General features: G+C 72.1%; 14 protein-coding genes. 4 read left to right on the forward strand and 10 right to left on the reverse strand.

The window, feature by feature from the left end:
• Nucleotides 1-90: 90 nt before the first annotated feature.
• The 5 genes from ABZ714_RS18000 to ABZ714_RS18020 form a co-directional block, all read right to left on the reverse strand.
• Nucleotides 91-882 (reverse strand): aldose 1-epimerase, encoded by a 792-nt coding sequence (locus ABZ714_RS18000; RefSeq protein ID WP_358826232.1) that lies wholly within the window; start codon nucleotides 880-882, stop codon nucleotides 91-93.
• Nucleotides 883-939: 57 nt separating this feature from the next.
• Complete coding sequence (locus ABZ714_RS18005; RefSeq protein WP_358826206.1) at nucleotides 940-1,869, reverse strand: SRPBCC domain-containing protein; 930 nt, start codon at nucleotides 1,867-1,869, stop codon at nucleotides 940-942.
• Nucleotides 1,870-1,934: 65 nt separating this feature from the next.
• Entirely contained in the window at nucleotides 1,935-3,584 is a 1,650-nt protein-coding gene (locus ABZ714_RS18010; RefSeq protein WP_358826207.1) for a polyamine aminopropyltransferase, read from the reverse strand.
• Between the two features lie 118 nt (nucleotides 3,585-3,702).
• Nucleotides 3,703-4,251: a DUF2617 family protein gene (locus ABZ714_RS18015; RefSeq protein WP_358826208.1), complete on the reverse strand. Its 549-nt coding sequence runs from the start codon at nucleotides 4,249-4,251 to the stop codon at nucleotides 3,703-3,705.
• 505 nt (nucleotides 4,252-4,756) lie between these two features.
• A complete protein-coding gene (locus tag ABZ714_RS18020; RefSeq protein WP_358826209.1) occupies nucleotides 4,757-4,969 on the reverse strand; it encodes a hypothetical protein in 213 nt (70 codons plus the stop codon).
• 94 nt (nucleotides 4,970-5,063) lie between these two features.
• On the opposite strand from ABZ714_RS18020, the gene ABZ714_RS18025 reads away from it, so the two are divergent.
• Nucleotides 5,064-6,275, forward strand: a complete 1,212-nt coding sequence (locus tag ABZ714_RS18025; RefSeq protein ID WP_358826210.1) for a pyridoxal phosphate-dependent aminotransferase — start codon at nucleotides 5,064-5,066, stop codon at nucleotides 6,273-6,275.
• Between the two features lie 446 nt (nucleotides 6,276-6,721).
• Nucleotides 6,722-8,095 carry a hypothetical protein gene (locus tag ABZ714_RS18030; protein WP_358826211.1) on the forward strand — a complete coding sequence of 458 codons (1,374 nt, stop codon included), beginning with the start codon at nucleotides 6,722-6,724 and terminating at the stop codon, nucleotides 8,093-8,095.
• 63 nt (nucleotides 8,096-8,158) lie between these two features.
• Here the strand turns inward: ABZ714_RS18030 and ABZ714_RS18035 are convergent, their stop codons facing one another.
• Nucleotides 8,159-8,695 (reverse strand): YbjN domain-containing protein, encoded by a 537-nt coding sequence (locus ABZ714_RS18035; RefSeq protein WP_358826212.1) that lies wholly within the window; start codon nucleotides 8,693-8,695, stop codon nucleotides 8,159-8,161.
• Between the two features lie 135 nt (nucleotides 8,696-8,830).
• Complete coding sequence (gene clpB, locus ABZ714_RS18040; protein ID WP_358826213.1) at nucleotides 8,831-11,464, reverse strand: ATP-dependent chaperone ClpB; 2,634 nt, start codon at nucleotides 11,462-11,464, stop codon at nucleotides 8,831-8,833.
• Nucleotides 11,465-11,609: 145 nt separating this feature from the next.
• Between clpB and ABZ714_RS18045 the strand changes: the two genes are divergently transcribed.
• Complete coding sequence (locus ABZ714_RS18045; RefSeq protein WP_358826214.1) at nucleotides 11,610-12,023, forward strand: TIGR03618 family F420-dependent PPOX class oxidoreductase; 414 nt, start codon at nucleotides 11,610-11,612, stop codon at nucleotides 12,021-12,023.
• Nucleotides 12,024-12,254: 231 nt separating this feature from the next.
• Here ABZ714_RS18045 and ABZ714_RS18050 read toward each other — a convergent pair whose 3' ends face one another.
• The gene (locus tag ABZ714_RS18050) at nucleotides 12,255-12,581 is read right to left on the reverse strand and encodes a (2Fe-2S)-binding protein (protein WP_358826215.1); all 327 of its coding nucleotides are present in this window, start codon (nucleotides 12,579-12,581) and stop codon (nucleotides 12,255-12,257) included.
• Between the two features lie 344 nt (nucleotides 12,582-12,925).
• On the opposite strand from ABZ714_RS18050, the gene ABZ714_RS18055 reads away from it, so the two are divergent.
• Nucleotides 12,926-13,981: a helix-turn-helix transcriptional regulator gene (locus tag ABZ714_RS18055; protein WP_358826216.1), complete on the forward strand. Its 1,056-nt coding sequence runs from the start codon at nucleotides 12,926-12,928 to the stop codon at nucleotides 13,979-13,981.
• A 294-nt stretch (nucleotides 13,982-14,275) separates the two neighbouring features.
• Here the strand turns inward: ABZ714_RS18055 and ABZ714_RS18060 are convergent, their stop codons facing one another.
• Together ABZ714_RS18060 and dnaJ are read right to left on the reverse strand one after the other, a co-directional pair.
• Entirely contained in the window at nucleotides 14,276-14,722 is a 447-nt protein-coding gene (locus ABZ714_RS18060; RefSeq protein ID WP_358826217.1) for a helix-turn-helix domain-containing protein, read from the reverse strand.
• Nucleotides 14,723-14,727: 5 nt separating this feature from the next.
• Nucleotides 14,728-15,924 carry a molecular chaperone DnaJ gene (dnaJ, locus tag ABZ714_RS18065; protein WP_358826218.1) on the reverse strand — a complete coding sequence of 399 codons (1,197 nt, stop codon included), beginning with the start codon at nucleotides 15,922-15,924 and terminating at the stop codon, nucleotides 14,728-14,730.
• Nucleotides 15,925-15,944 lie beyond the last annotated feature (20 nt).

Raw genomic sequence — 15,944 nt, forward strand, 5'->3', positions numbered from 1 at the left:
CCCCCGCCGCGCGATCGCACGCACCAGACCCCGCTCACCGATCCGGACTGATCCGAAAGAAACGGTCTGAAACGCCCGCCTGGGCCCTTCTCACGGACGGCGCCACGACCAGGTCGTAGCGGTCTCCAGCGGATCGATCGGGGTGACCAGCCGGGGCAGGGTGTTCAGCCCGTTCGGCGGGCCGGACTGCGGCTCCACACAGATCGCCTCCGGCTGCTCGTCGTAGACCACGACCCACTCGGCCCGGCTGGTGACCTTCAGCTCCAGCACACCGGGCCAGGTGAGGGTGGCGTCCACCCCGTCGGGCATCCCGAAGCAGTCGTCCCACGGGCCCGGCCCGGGGTCGATCCGGCGGCCCGTCGGCAGATGGTCCGCGCCGCGTTCCTCCTGCCAGGCGGGGGCGAAGGAGAGCTCCGCGTCGACCCCGCCGATCCGGCGCAGGAACCACGGATGCCAGCCCGCCTGCGCGGGGAACGAGTCCTCGTGCGCCTCGACGGCGATGGTCGTGGTCAGCGACGACTCCGTCAGCTCGAAGACCTGGGTGACGAGACCCGGGTACGGCCACGGGTCGGCCAGCTCGTACGTGAACACGGCGCCCGTGTCGTCGGCCCGCCGGGTCCGCCAGGCCGTGTCGCGGCCGGTGCCGTGGATGGCGTGGGGATCGGCGTTGAGCGGAAGCCGGTGCTGTACGGCTCCGTTACGGAACCGGCCCCGGTCCACCCGGCCGCACCAGGGCACCATGGGGAACGAGCCGTACCGCTCGCCCTGGCGGAGTACCTCCGTCCCCCCGATGACCAGGTTCGTCACCCGGCAGCCGTGCTCCGGGGCGATCCCCACCTCGACATCACCGGCGCGCAGCCGGACACCCTCATCACTGCTGATCACCCCTCGACCCTAACGGGACCGCCACCGGCGCGGCAGCCGACGGGCCCGGTACGGCTACCCGCTCCGGCGGCGGCGCAGTACCCGCGTGACGGCGATCGCCGAGGCCAGTGCCACCGCCGCGGCGGGGACCAGCCAGCGGGCGGGCGGCCCGGCCCGGCCCGCGTCGGGCGCGGGGCGGGGCGCGTATCTGCCGCGCGGCGGAGCGTGGTCGACCTCCTCGGCGCTGCGGCCGATCATCGTGCGCCGGGCGTGCGCGGCCTCGGCTACGGGCTCGTCGCCGACGGGACCGGTCAGCTCGTCCGCGAGCCCCGGCGGCGGTACGGGCGGTACGACCGCCTCGTACGCGACACCCTCGTCCCGCCGCCCGTCGACCTCGCCGTCACCGTCGCCTTCGCCGTCGACGACATCACCGTCCGCGCCTTCGCCGTCGACGACATCGTCGCCGCCGTCCGAACCGGCCTCGGGCGCCACGGCGTTCGGAGCACCGTCACCACCGTCTCCGGCCTCGTCGTCACCGCCGTCACCATCGACCGCACCGGCCGCCGACTCCGCCGCGACCGCCTCGGCGAAACGGTCCAGCAGACGACGCGCCGCCGATTCGCGCGCCGCGTCCGACGCCTCCGCCAGCCGTCCCTCCGACGCCACGCTCCCGGCGAACGCGAGGTCCGTTCCGCCCTCGACCGCCGTCGTACGCAACGTCAGCGCGATCCGCGCGGACCCGTCGCCCCGGGCCTCCGTACCGTCGCCGTCCACCGTGAACTCGCCGTCGTGCCCGGCGATCCGCAGGGTGCCCCGGTAGGTGATGGTATGGCTGCCGACCCGGATCTTCAGCCGCCCCGGGACGCCCCGCGCCCCCGCCCCCGCCTCTGTCCCCTGATCCGCGTCGGGCCGGAAGCCGGGGACGCAGCGCGCCGCCCGTACGGGGTCGCCGAGCACCCCTCGTACGGTCTCGGCCGGAACCGGAACGAACACCTCATGCTCCATGGCAACCGAGCCTACCCACGGCGCCCGTCCGCCGTCTGCCGCTCGCGGTCCCCGGGCCAGCCGCCTCAGCCGGTGTAGCGCGGATGGACGAGCGTCGACGGCGGCAGCCCGGTCAGCCGGGTCCGCTCCGCGTCCCAGGCGTCCGCCAGCAGATCCGCGTCCGTCAGCGACCGCAGTACGGGGGCGTCCGGGCCGAGGGCCAGCCGGGGCGCCCGGCCGCCGGACGCTGCCAGCAGCAGCCCCCAGTCGTCCGGTGCCGACCCCGCGCCCAGCGTCTGGAAGTCCTCGTTGAACCCGCCGCTTCCACCGCTTCCGCCGCTTCCGGCGGCGGGCCCGCCGGTCCCGACCCGGTACGGGCTGGTGCCGTAACCGGCGGCGCGCAGCGTCGCCTCCGCCGTCCAGTAGGCGCGTCTGCGGCCCTCCAGCGGGCCCGCGTGCACCGCCAGCCGCCCCTTCGGCGCCAGGATCCCGGCGACCAGGCCGTAGAACTCCTGGGAGTAGAACTTGCCGCCTTCCGTGGCGGCCGGGTCCGGCAGATCGGCCAGCACCACGTCGTACGCCCCGGGCACCCCGCTGCCGGGCTCCCGCAGCCAGGCGAACGCGTCGGCCGTGACCACCCGCACTCTCGGGTCCTCGTAGGCATGGTCGTTGAGCGCGGCCAGCGCCCGGTCCGTCCGGGCCAGCCGGACCACCCAGGGGTCCAGCTCCACGATCGTCACCGACTCCACATCCGGATAGCGCAGCGCCTCCCGCGCGGCCAGCCCGTCGCCGCCGCCGAGGATCAGCACCCGCCGGTGCCTGCCGTTCATCGCCGGGTGGACCAGCGCCTCGTGATAGCGGTACTCGTCCCGGCCGCTGACCCGGAGCCTGCCGTCGAGGAAGAGATCCGGCGGCCCGGAGCCGTCACCGGTCAGCACCACCTCCTGGACCCCGGTCTGGACGGCGACCCGGACCCGGTCCCCGTAGAGGGCCCGCCGGGCGGCCTCCTCGAAATCGCCGACCAGCACGGTCGCCGTCGCCAGCAGGGCGAGCACCAGGGCATTGGCGAGCAGCAGCCAGATCCGGGAACGGGCGGTCAGATCCCGGCGGAAGAGCCAGAGCACCAGACCGCCGCCGACCAGCGCGTTGACCGCGCCGGTCAGCAGGCCGCTGGTGAGCTGGCCGAGCCAGGGCAGCAGCAGGAACGGGAACGCCAACCCGCCGACCAGCGCGCCCACATAGTCGGCGGCGAACAGATCGGCGACCGTACCCTCCGCGTCCCGCCGGGAGATCCGCTGGATCAGGGACATCAGCAGCGGGATCTCGGCGCCGATCAGCACCCCGATCGCCAGGGAGAAGGCGACCAGCACCGTCCGGGACTCGCCGAGCCAGGCGAAGCTCGCGTACAACACCACCGCCGAGCAGCCGCCGACCAGGGCGAGCGCCAGCTCCAGCACCCCGAAACCGACGGCCGCCCGGCAGCGGAGCCGCTTGGCGAGCAGGGAGCCGACGCCCATCGCGAAGACCATCAGGGAGAGCACGACGGACGCCTGGGTGACCGAATCGCCGATCAGATAGGAGGCGAGGGCCACCAGCTCCAGCTCGTACACCAATCCGCAGGCGGCGCAGACGAAGACTCCCAGCAGAACCAGGAACCGGCCCGCGTCCGGACGCACCGGCAGCGGCAGCACGGCCGGTGGCGGCGGGGACAACTGAGGGGGCCGGTCGATCACCATGTAGTAACGCTACGTCACGATTCATCCACGGTTTGTCACTCACACGTGTGGATCCGTAGTGCGAACGCAGTCCGCCCCCTGTACGCGCCCCCGGGTTATCCGGTAAATGCGCCTGCGACTACAACAGCACCTGCTCCGGACAGCAGGCCGCCTTCGCGCCCCGGACCGGCACACCCACCCGGGTCCGGGTCACCACGAGCCTGCCCTCCTGCGGATAGGCGTGCCAGGTACGCCAGAGGACCTGGCGGCCGAGCCGCTGGGCCATCATCGCCGTAAAGGCGTTCGGATCTCCGGGAAACGTTCCGGCGAGCGAGTTCGGATGGTCGGCGACCAGGGCGAGCAGCTCCTGCGCGCGCCCGGCGAACGATCCCTCCGAGAGCGTCTCGACCCGGGCGGCGAACTCGTACTCCCAGGCGCCCAGCCGCTCGGAGACACCCAGCGGGAGCGGGGTTCTGCTGCCCGGCATACAGGCCACGGTCTCGGAGCAGGTGCCCTGCTCCTCCTCCAGCAGCACCTGATGGGAGGCGCCGAGCAGCCTGAGCTGGAGTTTGGCCCCGGCGAGTTCGAGATCGAGCACGGCGAGGGCGGGAAGGGGCTCCCGGCCGAGTGCCCAGGCGAGGTCATCGGCTCGGGTATCGGTGTAGGCGGTATGGAGGGTCGTGAGCATGGGTGGGCTCCGCAAACACGCTTCGGCGGTGGTCATGGGGACCTGAAGGCGCCCTGGGCGGCAGGGGCGGAAGGGAAGGGACACGCCTGATCGGGCCCGGGCGCCGGCCCGGAGGCTGGACGGTTCCAACAGGTTCCAGCGTCAACGGAATCACGAAGTACGCGGGGCTCACAGCGTTTTTACCCAAGTTGGCGGGGTTTCCATCCCCTGGGTGGCCTTGCGGTTCACCTGTTCAAGAAAATCCGCACGTAGTATCGAATGACGGTAACCTTCCGGCGCCCGGCCCCGGCCCGGCCCGGCGGACCCGACGGCCCCAACGCCCGCCCCGCCGGAACGACTTCGGCACCTGGCGGGAGAGCCGTTCCTCCCGCCAGGTGCCTCCGGGTCGCGGATCGGCTGCCCCGTGTCAGCCGCTTCCGCCGTCAGGTCCCCCTGGTCGACACACCGTCCGCTACGTCCCCGGACCCGGGCCGGGCCCCCGCCACGGGCCCCGGGTCCCGAGGGCTCAGTCCCCGCCGCCGCCGCAGCCGCCCCCGCCGCCACAGCTGTGCCCCGAGTCCCCGCCGCCGAGCCAGCCACCGCCGCCGCCGTCCGAGCCGCTCCTCCGCCGGGCCGGGCGGGTGTTGCCCTGCTTGAGCACGGACATCCACACCAGCCAGCCCACCACCGCCAGGGCCGCGACCCCGATCACCAGGACTACCCCCACGACGTTCACCATTCCTTCCGAGCTTCTCCTTAACCCGGGATGCCCCGCCCCGCCGCGCGTGAAAGCCGACTTGAGCAAGTCCAGAGCTTCGCCCCAGGATGACCGCATGCCGACCATGGACGAACGCACACCGGAACCGGCGACGGGCCCGGCGGCCCGCCCCCTCCTCAACCGCGGCCTCGCGGGCTTCGGGACCACGATCTTCGCCGAGATGTCGGCACTGGCCGCCGAGACCGGCGCGATCAACCTGGGCCAGGGCTTCCCCGACACCGACGGCCCCGAATCCGTCCGCGAGGCGGCCGTACGCGCCATCCGCGACGGCCGCGGCAACCAGTACCCGCCCGGCCCCGGCGTCCCCGAACTGCGGCAGGCCGTCGCCGACCACCAGCTCCGCCGCTACGGCCTGGCCTTCGACCCCGATACCGAGGTCCTGGTCACCACGGGCGCCACCGAGGCCATCGCCGCCGCCCTGCTCGCCCTGGTCGAACCCGGGGACGAGGTGATCGCCCTGGAGCCCTACTACGACTCGTACGCCGCCTGTATCGCCATGGCGGGCGGACGGCGGGTCCCCGTCACCCTCCGGCCGCGCGACGGTACGTACCACCTCGACCTCGACGAACTCCGAGCCGCCGTCACCGACCGCACCCGTCTCCTGCTCCTCAACACCCCCCACAACCCCACCGGTACGGTCCTCGACCACGCCGAACTCGCCGCGATCGCCGAACTCGCCGTCGACCGCGACCTCCTCGTAGTCACCGACGAGGTCTACGAACACCTCGTCTTCGACGGCGAGCACCACCCCATCGCCGGCTTCCCCGGCATGCGGGAACGGACCGTCACCATCTCCAGCTCCGGCAAGACCTTCTCCCTCACCGGCTGGAAAGTCGGCTGGATCACCGCGGCGGCCCCGCTCGTCACGGCCGTCCGCACCACGAAACAGTTCCTCACCTATGTCTCCGGGGGCCCCTTCCAGTACGCGATCGCGGAGGCGCTGCGACTGCCGGACTCCTACTACGACGAACTCCGCGACTCCCTGCGCGCCCGCCGCGACCTCCTCACGGCCGGGCTCGCGGAGGCGGGCTTCGGCGTCCACCGCCCGGCGGGCACCTACTTCGTCACCGCCGACATCAGGCCGCTCGGCGAGACGGACGGCTTCGCGTTCTGCCGCGAACTGCCCGCGCGGCGAGGCGTGGTCGCGATCCCCAACGCGGTCTTCTACGACGACCCGGCGCGCGGGGCGCCCTTCGTCCGCTTCGCCTTCTGCAAGCGCCCCGAGGTCCTCCACGAGGCCCTCACCCGCCTCCGCGCCTCCCGCTGAGGGGTCCCTCCACCGGTGCGGGGACCCGTCTGCCACGGAAACTGTTCCGCCGCCTGCGGCCCGTCTGTGGTTGCTCGCGCAGTTCCGCCCCCTATGCCTTCGGCAATGGGGGGACCCCCAGCGCCTCGGCCCTCCGGGTGAGGCCCACGCCACCCGCCCAGCCGGGCGAATGTCGTCGGGCGACCGCCCGCCGTCGTGGGCTTGTCGCGCAGTTCCCCGCGCCCCTCAACGCTCTCCCCAGCTCTGCCCTTGAACAGGGCCCGCCTCTCTGCAAGGGCGGCGAGAAGGGCAACCCAGGTGGCGCTGGGGGTCCCCCCACGCCGCCAGGCGTAGGGGGCGGAACTGCGCGAGCAACCACAGGCGGTCCGCAGGCCGCCGACAACAGCAAGCCGCCGGACGCGGCCCGGGTAGTTCGGGGAGGCGCTCCGGGGCATGGCGCACGGCGCATGGGGGCGTACCGCCGAAAGGGTGGCGGGGGCGGCGCGTACGGGCGTGTCGCCGCAGCAACGCTCGCACTGCTCCGGCGCGCCCCGCATGTTGTCCCGGAGAGACGAACCGCGCCCGGAGGTGTCCCCCTGTCCGCCGAGACCACCTTCGACGAGACCGCGGCGCCCGCCACCCGGCACAACCCCCACCAACTGAACGCCGCCACGCGGTTCCTGCGCCGGGCCGCGCCCGCCGTCGGGCTGTTCGCCGTCGCGCGGCTGACCGGGCTGCTGCTGATGGGCGGCTGGGCGGAGCGCATCGGGCGGCGGCCGAGGGCGATCCTCGGCCGGGCGTGGGACGCCGACTGGTACATGCTGATCGCCGAGCACGGCTACGGCCGGGTACTGAACTGGCCGGGCGCGGTCCAGAGCGATCTCGCCTTCTTCCCGCTCTATCCGGCGCTGGTGCGCGGGCTGTCGGAGCTGGTACCGGGCGTGACGAGCGGCACTCTGGGGCTGCTGGTCTCCTGGTCGGCGGCTCTGGTCGCGGCGGGCGGGATCTACGCGGTGGGCGAGCGGCTGTACGGCCGCCGGGCGGCGACGCTGCTGGTACTGCTCTGGGGGCTGCTGCCGCACTCGGTGGTGCTGACGATGGCGTACACCGAGCCCCTGTTGACCGCATTCGCCGCCTGGACGCTGTACGCGCTGCTGACCCGCCGCTGGCTGTGGGCCGGCGGTCTGGCGGTCCTCGCGGGTCTTTCGCGGCCCAACGGGATCGCCGTGGTCGCGGCGGTGCTCTGGGTCGTCGCGTACGAGATCGTCCGGGGCGGCGCCCGGGGCCGTACGCGCCCGGAGCGATCCGGCGAAACCGACAGGACCGGGCGGGCCACCCGCCGCGACCCCCGGCTCTGGGCCGCCGCCGCGCTCGCCCCGGCCGGCTGGTGCGGCTATGTGCTGTGGGTGGGGTTCCGTACCGGCGATCCGCTCGGCGGCTACTTCGCCGTCCAGCGGGGCTGGACCTCCACCTTCGACTTCGGCGCGGGTTCGGCCCGGGTCGTCCGGGACATCGTGCTGCGGCCCGCCGTACTGCCGCTCACCGCGGCGCTGCTGATCGTGCTCGCCGCCGTGGTGCTGTTCGTCCTGTTCGTCCTGGGCCGACCGCCCGCAGCCCTGCTGGTGTACACCGCGGTCCTGGTACTGATCACGGTCGGCGGCTCCGGCTTCTTCGAGTCCAAGCCGAGGTTCCTGCTGCCCGCGTTCCCGCTGCTGCTGCCGTTGGCGCTGGCACTGACGAGAGCCCGGCCGAGACCGGCGATCGTGGTGATCGCCGCCCTGGCCGGGCTCTCGTTCGGCTACGGGACGTATCTGCTGACGCTGTCGCCGATCGCGCTCTGAGCCGCGCGGGGCACCGGGCGGACCGCCGTCGGCGGACTGCCGTCGGCGAACCGTCCCGGACCGTCACGCCTCGTCGGACCCGGCGTCCTCGCCGCTCGCGGGCTTGAGGCCCATCTCCGTGGAGAACCAGTTGTCGAACTCCATCGACGCTTGGACCCAGCTCACGGTGGAGGAGACGAAGTGGTCGAGGTTGACGCCCATCCCGATCAGCATCTGCGCCTCGCCGATCAGCCGGACGGAGGCGCCGCCCTCCTCGTCCTCGTGGAGGTGCGTGTAGACCTTGGGCCACAGGGTACGGCGGTTCCAGTCGTCGATCTTCTCCAGGATCCGGTCGCGCTCCTCGACGTCCAGCGGACGGTCGTAGAACGTGCGGACGGAGAAGACCTGCTGCTCCTTCTCGCCGCGGAACATGAAGTACGTACGGAATTCCTCCCACGGCGCGGCGAGGTCGCCCTCGTCGTCGATGACGTACTTCAGCTCCATCTGTTCGAGGAGCTGCTTGACGAGGTCCTGGTCGGGAACGACGGGGCCCGCCGGTCCAGCGGCCTGCGGCTGGGGCTGGCCCCCGAAATTCGGAATCGAGGACGGATCGATGGTCACCCTGTTTTTCCCTTCGTACGGATGCCGCCATCCTCCCCCATCCCGGGGCGGGAACCGCAACCCCCCTCCGGGCCCGGCACCGGGCCGGGGCGCGGGGCGGGCCGTAAACCCGCCCCGCGCCCCGCCCCGTACGGCTCAGCCCGCGTCGGCCTCCGCCGCGGACTCCGGCTCCGACGTCTCCGGCGCCTCCGCCCGGCCCACGATCAGACCGTCCTCGAACCGGTCCACCCGTACGGTGTCGCCGTCGCCGACCTCGCCCGCCAGGATCTCCCGGGCCAGCCGGTCGCCGATCGCGGTCTGCACCAGCCGCCGCAGCGGACGGGCACCGTACGCCGGGTCGTTCCCCTCGTCGGCGAGCCAGTCGAGCGCGGCGGGCGTGACGTCCAGGGTGAGCCTGCGCTCCGCGAGCCGCTTCGCCAGCCGGCCGATCTGGAGCTCCGCGATCCGCCGCAGCTCGTCCCGGTCGAGGGCCGAGAAGACCACCAGATCGTCCAGCCGGTTGAGGAACTCGGGCTTGAAGGAGGCCCTGACCACTTCCAGGACCCGCTGCTTCTTCTCCTCCGCCGAGGTCAGCGGCTCGACCAGATACTGGCTGCCCAGGTTGGACGTCAGGATCAGGATGGTGTTCCGGAAGTCGACCGTCCGGCCCTGTCCGTCGGTGAGCCGGCCGTCGTCCAGGACCTGGAGCAGTACGTCGAAGACCTCCGGATGCGCCTTCTCCACCTCGTCCAGCAGGACGACGCTGTACGGCCGCCGCCGGACGGCCTCGGTGAGCTGGCCGCCCTCCTCGTAGCCGACATAGCCGGGAGGCGCGCCGACCAGCCGGGCGACGCTGTGCTTCTCGCCGTACTCGGACATGTCGATCCGGACCATGGCCCGCTCGTCGTCGAAGAGGAAGTCCGCCAGCGCCTTCGCCAGCTCCGTCTTGCCGACCCCCGTCGGGCCCAGGAAGAGGAAGGAGCCGGTGGGCCGGTCCGGGTCGGCGATCCCCGCCCGGGTCCTGCGCACCGCGTCGGAGACCGCCCGGACGGCCTCGGACTGGCCGATCAGCCGCCGCCCCAGCTCGTCCTCCATCCGCAGCAGCTTCCGCGTCTCGCCCTCCAGCAGCCGCCCGGCCGGGATCCCGGTCCAGGAGCCCACGACGTCCGCGATGTCGTCGGAGCCGACCTCCTCCTTGACCATGGTGTCGGTACGGGCCTCCGCCTCGGCCTCGGACGCCTCGGCCAGCTCCCGCTCCAGCGCCGGGATCTCCCCGTACAGCAGCTTGGACGCGGCGTCGAAGTCGCCGTCCCGCTGAGCCCGCTCGGCCCGGCCGCGGACCTCGTCCAGCCGGGTCTTCAGCTCGCCGACCCGGTTCAGGCCCTGCTTCTCCTTCTCCCAGCGGGCGGTCAGCCCCCGCAGCTCCTCCTCCTTGTCGGCGAGATCGCGGCGGAGCTTCTCCAGACGCTGGCGCGACCCGGCGTCCGACTCGTTCTTCAGCGCCATCTCCTCCATCAGCAGCCGGTCGACGGCGCGCTGCAGCTCGTCGATCTCGACCGGGGAGGAGTCGATCTCCATCCGGAGCCGGGACGCGGCCTCGTCGACCAGGTCGATGGCCTTGTCCGGAAGGAAGCGGGAGGTGATGTAGCGGTCCGACAGGGAGGCGGCGGCGACCAGCGCCGCGTCCGCGATCTGAACCTTGTGATGGGCCTCGTAACGGCCCTTGAGACCGCGGAGGATGGCGATGGTGTCCTCGACGGTCGGCTCGGCCACCAGCACCTGCTGGAAACGGCGCTCCAGCGCCGGGTCCTTCTCGATCCGCTCGCGGTACTCGTCCAGCGTCGTCGCGCCGACCATCCGCAGCTCGCCGCGGGCCAGCATCGGCTTGAGCATATTGCCCGCGTCCATCGCGGAGTCGCCGCCCGCGCCCGCGCCGACCACGGTGTGCAGTTCGTCGATGAAGGTGATGATCCGGCCGTCGCTCTCCTTGATCTCGGAGAGCACGGTCTTCAGCCGCTCCTCGAACTCGCCCCGGTACTTGGCCCCGGCGACCATCGCGCCGAGATCGAGGGAGACCAGCCGCTTGTTCTTCAGGGACTCGGGGACGTCGCCCTTGACGATCCGCTGCGCCAGACCCTCCACCACGGCGGTCTTGCCGACGCCGGGCTCACCGATCAGGACGGGGTTGTTCTTGGTCCGGCGCGACAGCACCTGGACCACCCGGCGGATCTCCTGGTCCCGGCCGATGACCGGGTCGAGCCTGCCCTCGCGGGCGGCGGCGGTGAAGTCCGTACCGAACTTCTCCAGCGCCTTGTACTGCCCCTCGGGGTCGGCGGTGGTCACCCGGCGCCCCCCGCGCGCGGCCGAGAACGCGGCCAGCAGCTTCTTCGCGGTCGCGCCCTGCCCGGCCAGCACCTCACCGGCCCGGCCGCCCTTCGCGGCGATCCCGATCAGCAGATGCTCGGTGGAGAGGAACTCGTCGCCCAGCTCCTTCGCCCGCTCGCCCGCGTCCGCGAGGACGGCGAGGAACTCCCGGTTGGGCTGGGGCGGCGCGACCGTGGAACCGGCGACGCTCGGCAGCCCGCCGAGGATCCGCTCGGCGCCGCCGCGGACGGCGGCCTGGTCGGCCTCGACGGCCGCCAGCAGATCGACGATGTTCTCGTTGTCGGACCCCGCCAGCAGAGCCAACAGCAGATGCGCGGGGGTCAGATCGGGATGGCCCGCCGCCACCGCCCGGCTGGTGGCGGCGTTGAGGGCTTCCCGGCTCTTGTTGGTCAGCTCGGCGTCCACGTGCGGTTACTCCTCCTCGCAGGTCGGCTCGGAAACACTGCTCAAAATCTGACTCAATCAACCTGCACAAAGTTGAGTCTATTCCACTCAAGGGCATCGCTCAACAGAATCGGGGCCGTAGCGGGGCCCGATTAGGCTGGGGAACATGGCGATCACCGAGCTGAGCGAGCTGACCCCGGACTACCTGGCGTTCTGGCGCGAGCACCAGCTGTGCACCCTGACCACCCTCCGCCGGGACGGCTCACCGCATGTCGTGCCGGTGGGGGTGACCTTCGACCCCGGGGCGGGTATCGCCCGGATCATCACCAACAAGGGCAGCCGCAAGGTCGCCAACGTACTCGCGGCGGCCGGGACGGAGCCGGGCGCCCGGGTCGCGGTCTGCCAGTTCGACCGGGGGCGCTGGGCGACGCTGGAGGGCCGGGCCCGGGTGCGGACCGAGCCGGAGGTGGTGGCGGACGCGGTGGCTCGGTACGCGGAGCGGTACGGCCGGACGCCGAAGCCCAATCCGGACCGGGTCGTGATCGAGATCGCGGTCGAACGGGCCCTGGGCCGCGCCTGACGCCCGGGAAGCGCCGCCCGGCGTACGGGGAGCGCCGCCCCGCGCCCGGCGAAAGCCGCCGCACGCCCGGGAAGGGCCACCCGCTCCCGGGACATTCGTACACCGGATAAACACATCCGGAATACCTGCGTCCGAATGTGAAAGCACAGCGGCGCCATCGCGTTTCAGGTCCGCGATGGCGCCGCTGTGTGGGGGAAGTGCCGGAGCGATCTGTTACGACGGGGGAATCGCTCAGGCACTGCGGGGGGTGGCTCGAGTGGTGTTCGTATCCGGGTCGGCCAGCTGGTGGTCACGCTGGTCGAGATTGACAAAGATCATTCCGTAGCGGATGGCGCAGCGGACCGGCTGCGGCGCACCCCTCGGCCGCCGGAGGCAGCGATACGCGCGTACGTCCTCGTCCTCTTCGCGGGCCACGACGATGGGCTCGCCGAACAGGGTGACCATCAACGAATCGCCGCGGTGGGGAATGGCCGTGACGAGATCGATGAAGTGCCACCCGGAGCGGTAGGCCGTGGCCATCTCGCGCCGGAAGGACCGGTCGTCCGGTGGCACGGTCATGCGTCCGCACCTTCGGAAGCGGGTGCGGTGGTGAGTTCCCAGGAAGGCTCGCCCGCTGCCGCGAACGGTCCTACGGCCTCCCACGAGGGCTCACCCTGGTCCGCCACCGACACGGCGACGGGGACGCGCTCCCAGGAGGGTTCGCCGACGGATGCGGCCGCACCCAGCGCGGCGCCCGCCAAGGCAAGAGCACATAGCGCACGTAGCGTCCTAGACATGGGTGATCTCCACCTCATTTGATCATTCCTCCTCCCCCGCGCATAAGACGATGTCTCACTCCGAACGCTTGCACCAGCGACGGCAGGCATCATGTTCCTGTAATGCAGGAACATGAGGGGGTACATATGACGTCTCATGGGGGCGAACTCGGACACCCTCACTCAGACGGCAAGTTGTGCGAGGCGGGAAAGAGTCTTTACATCACGGCCCTGAGAACCGGACGCCTGTCCCGGCTGGAGGCCGAGTCCACACCCTGTCTCTTCGACCTCGCCCTACTCGATCCGGACCCGTATGACGCCCAGTGGCTCCGTCCGGTTGCCCCGACCACGGCACTGGCACAACTGATTCACCCGATCGAGAGGGAGATCCAGGACCGCCGCCGGCGGACCGTCGCCCTCACCGACGCCCTCGAACCCTTTCTGTCGATAACGGCCCAGTCGACATCCGTCCCGGACGGCATCACCGTCCTCGAGGGCCTCAACCGCATCAACTCGACCCTGGACCAGGTCACCGCCGATTGCACGGAGGAGCTTCTCACAGTCCAGCCGGGCAGCGGCCGCCAGCCGCACTCCCTGGAGAAGGCCCTGCGCCGGGTCCAGCCGCTGATCGAACGCGGGGTCCGGATGCGGACCCTCTACCAGCACACGGCCCGGCACCACCCCGCCACCCTCTCCTATATGGAGAAGGTCGGCCCGTCCGGCGTGGAGGTCCGCACGCTGGAGGAGATCATCGACCGGCTGATCGTGGTGGACCGCAAGGTCGCCTTCATCCCCGCCAGCAGCGACCGGCTCTTCGCCCTGGAGCTGCGACACAAGGGGATCGTCGACTATCTGGTCGGCGTCTTCGAACAGTTCTGGCTGCACGGACTGCCCTGGGACGAGCCGATCTCCTACGGCCCCGATCTCAACGGGGTCACCGGCGTCCAGCGGTCCATCGCGAAACTGCTGGTCGAAGGACATGTGGACGAGGCGATCGCGCGTCGGCTCGGAATGAACGTCCGCACCTGCCGGGCCCATATCGCCAAGCTGGGCTCGTCCCTGGGCAGCGGCAGCCGGACCCAGCTGGGCTATCTGATCGCCCAGTCGGGGATCCTGGCGCACGAGACCCAGACCACGGCACCGCCGCATCCACCGGCCCCGGGGGCGCCGGGACACCCGGGCACAACGGGAAACCCGGGCTGAGCGGGGCCCCGGGCGACCGACGTACCGGCGGTACGGGCGGGGCCCGGCGAAAGGATCCGGACACAACGAGGCCCGGGGGCGCGGACGGGCGTATTCGCCCCGGTTTCGCGGTACCCGGGGGAGCCCGGACGCGCCCCTCGACGGGGCGCGTACCGGCTCGCGCGCGCCCGGAGGCGTACGCCCCCGGGGTGATCGATTCGCAGCGGCAACCCGCCCCGCAAACGGCCGTGTCCCCGGGCCGGCGCTCCGGAGAGCGCCCGCACGGGGACACAGAAGGGTGCGCGCGGCCGGTGGCTATTCGCCGCCCCGCTTGGGGCGCCACACCACCAGCGCGCCGGCCTGCTGGACGTCCTGGTACGGCACCAGATCGCGTCGGTACGAGGCATGGACCTGCGACTCGCGCTGCCGCATCGCCGCCGCCGCTCCCTCGACCGCCGCCGACAGCTCGGCCACCCGGGACTGCAACGCCGCGACCTGGTTCTCCAGTTCGATGATGCGCTTGATCCCGGCGAGGTTGATGCCCTCGTCCTGAGAGAGCGCCTGCACGGTCCGGAGCAGTTCGATGTCCCGGGCGGAGTAGCGCCGCCCCCGGCCCGCCGTACGGTCGGGGGAGACCAGGCCCAGCCGGTCGTACTGCCGGAGCGTCTGCGGGTGCAGCCCGGAGAGCTGGGCCGCCACCGAGATCACGTACACCGGGGACTCGTCGGTGAGTTCGTAGGGGTTGCGACGCCTTCCGTCCATCGTCCTCATGCTCCCTTCGCGGCCTCGAACAGCTCGGCCCTGGGGTCCTCGTCCGCGGTGGCCTCGCGATAGGCCGCCAGCGCTTCCTTCGCCTTGCCGCTCAGATCCTTCGGCACCGCGACCTCGACGGTGACCAGCAGATCGCCGCGGGTGCCGTCCTTGCGGACCGCTCCCTTGCCGCGGGCCCGCATCGTACGCCCGTTGGGCGTGCCGGGCGGCAGTTTGAGGGTGACCGGCGGACCGCCGAGCACCGGCACCTTCACCTCGCCGCCGAGGACGGCCTCGGTGAAGGTGACGGGCACGGTGACCGTCAGATTGTCGCCGCGGCGGCCGAACACCGGGTGCTCGCCGACATGGACGACGACATAGAGGTCACCGGCCGGGCCGCCGCGCTCGCCCGGGGCGCCCTTGCCGCGCAGCCGGATCCGCTGGCCGTCGGAGACGCCCGGCGGGATCCGGACCTGCATGGTGCGCGAGGAGCGGGCCCGCCCGCTGCCCTTGCACGCCTCGCAGGCGTCCTGGGCGATCAGCCCGCGGCCCTTGCAGTCGACACAGGGGTCGGTGAGGGAGAAGGAGCCGCTGCCGCCGCGCGAGACCTGTCCGGTACCGACACAGGTCGGGCAGACCCGGGGGTTGCCGTTCTTGTCGCCGGTGCCCGAACACGCCTTGCACGGCGCCGAGCTGGACATCCGCAGCGGGACCGTGGCCCCGTCGACGGCCTCGGTGAAGCTGAGCGTCACCTCGGACTCGATGTCCTGGCCCCGGCGGGGCTGCACCCGGGTGCCGGTGCCGGCACCGGCACCCCGGTTGAACAGCCCGCCGAACACATCGCCCAGACCGCCGCCGAAGCCCCCGGCGCCGCCGCCCTGCCCCCCGCCCTGGGCGCCTCCGAAGAGGTCGCCCAGGTCGAAGTTGAAGCTGCCGCCGCCGGGACCGCCGGGGCCGCCGGCCCGGAAGCCGCCGTTGCCGAAGAGGGCGCGCGCCTCGTCGTACTCCTTGCGCCGCTTGGGGTCGCCGAGCACGTCATTGGCCTCGGAGATCTCCTTGAAGCGCTCCTCCGCCTTGGTGTCGCCCTTGTTGGCGTCCGGGTGGTACTCGCGGGCGAGCTTCCGGTACGCCTTCTTGATCTCGGCCTCGGTGGCGTCCTTGGGGACGCCGAGGACCTTGTAGTAGTCCTTCTCGACGAAGTCCTTCGTGCTCATCGACGTCCCTCCTTCCGGGC

The sequence above is a fragment of the Streptomyces sp. NPDC006798 genome, from assembly GCF_040635975.1.
Lineage (GTDB): Bacteria > Actinomycetota > Actinomycetes > Streptomycetales > Streptomycetaceae > Streptomyces.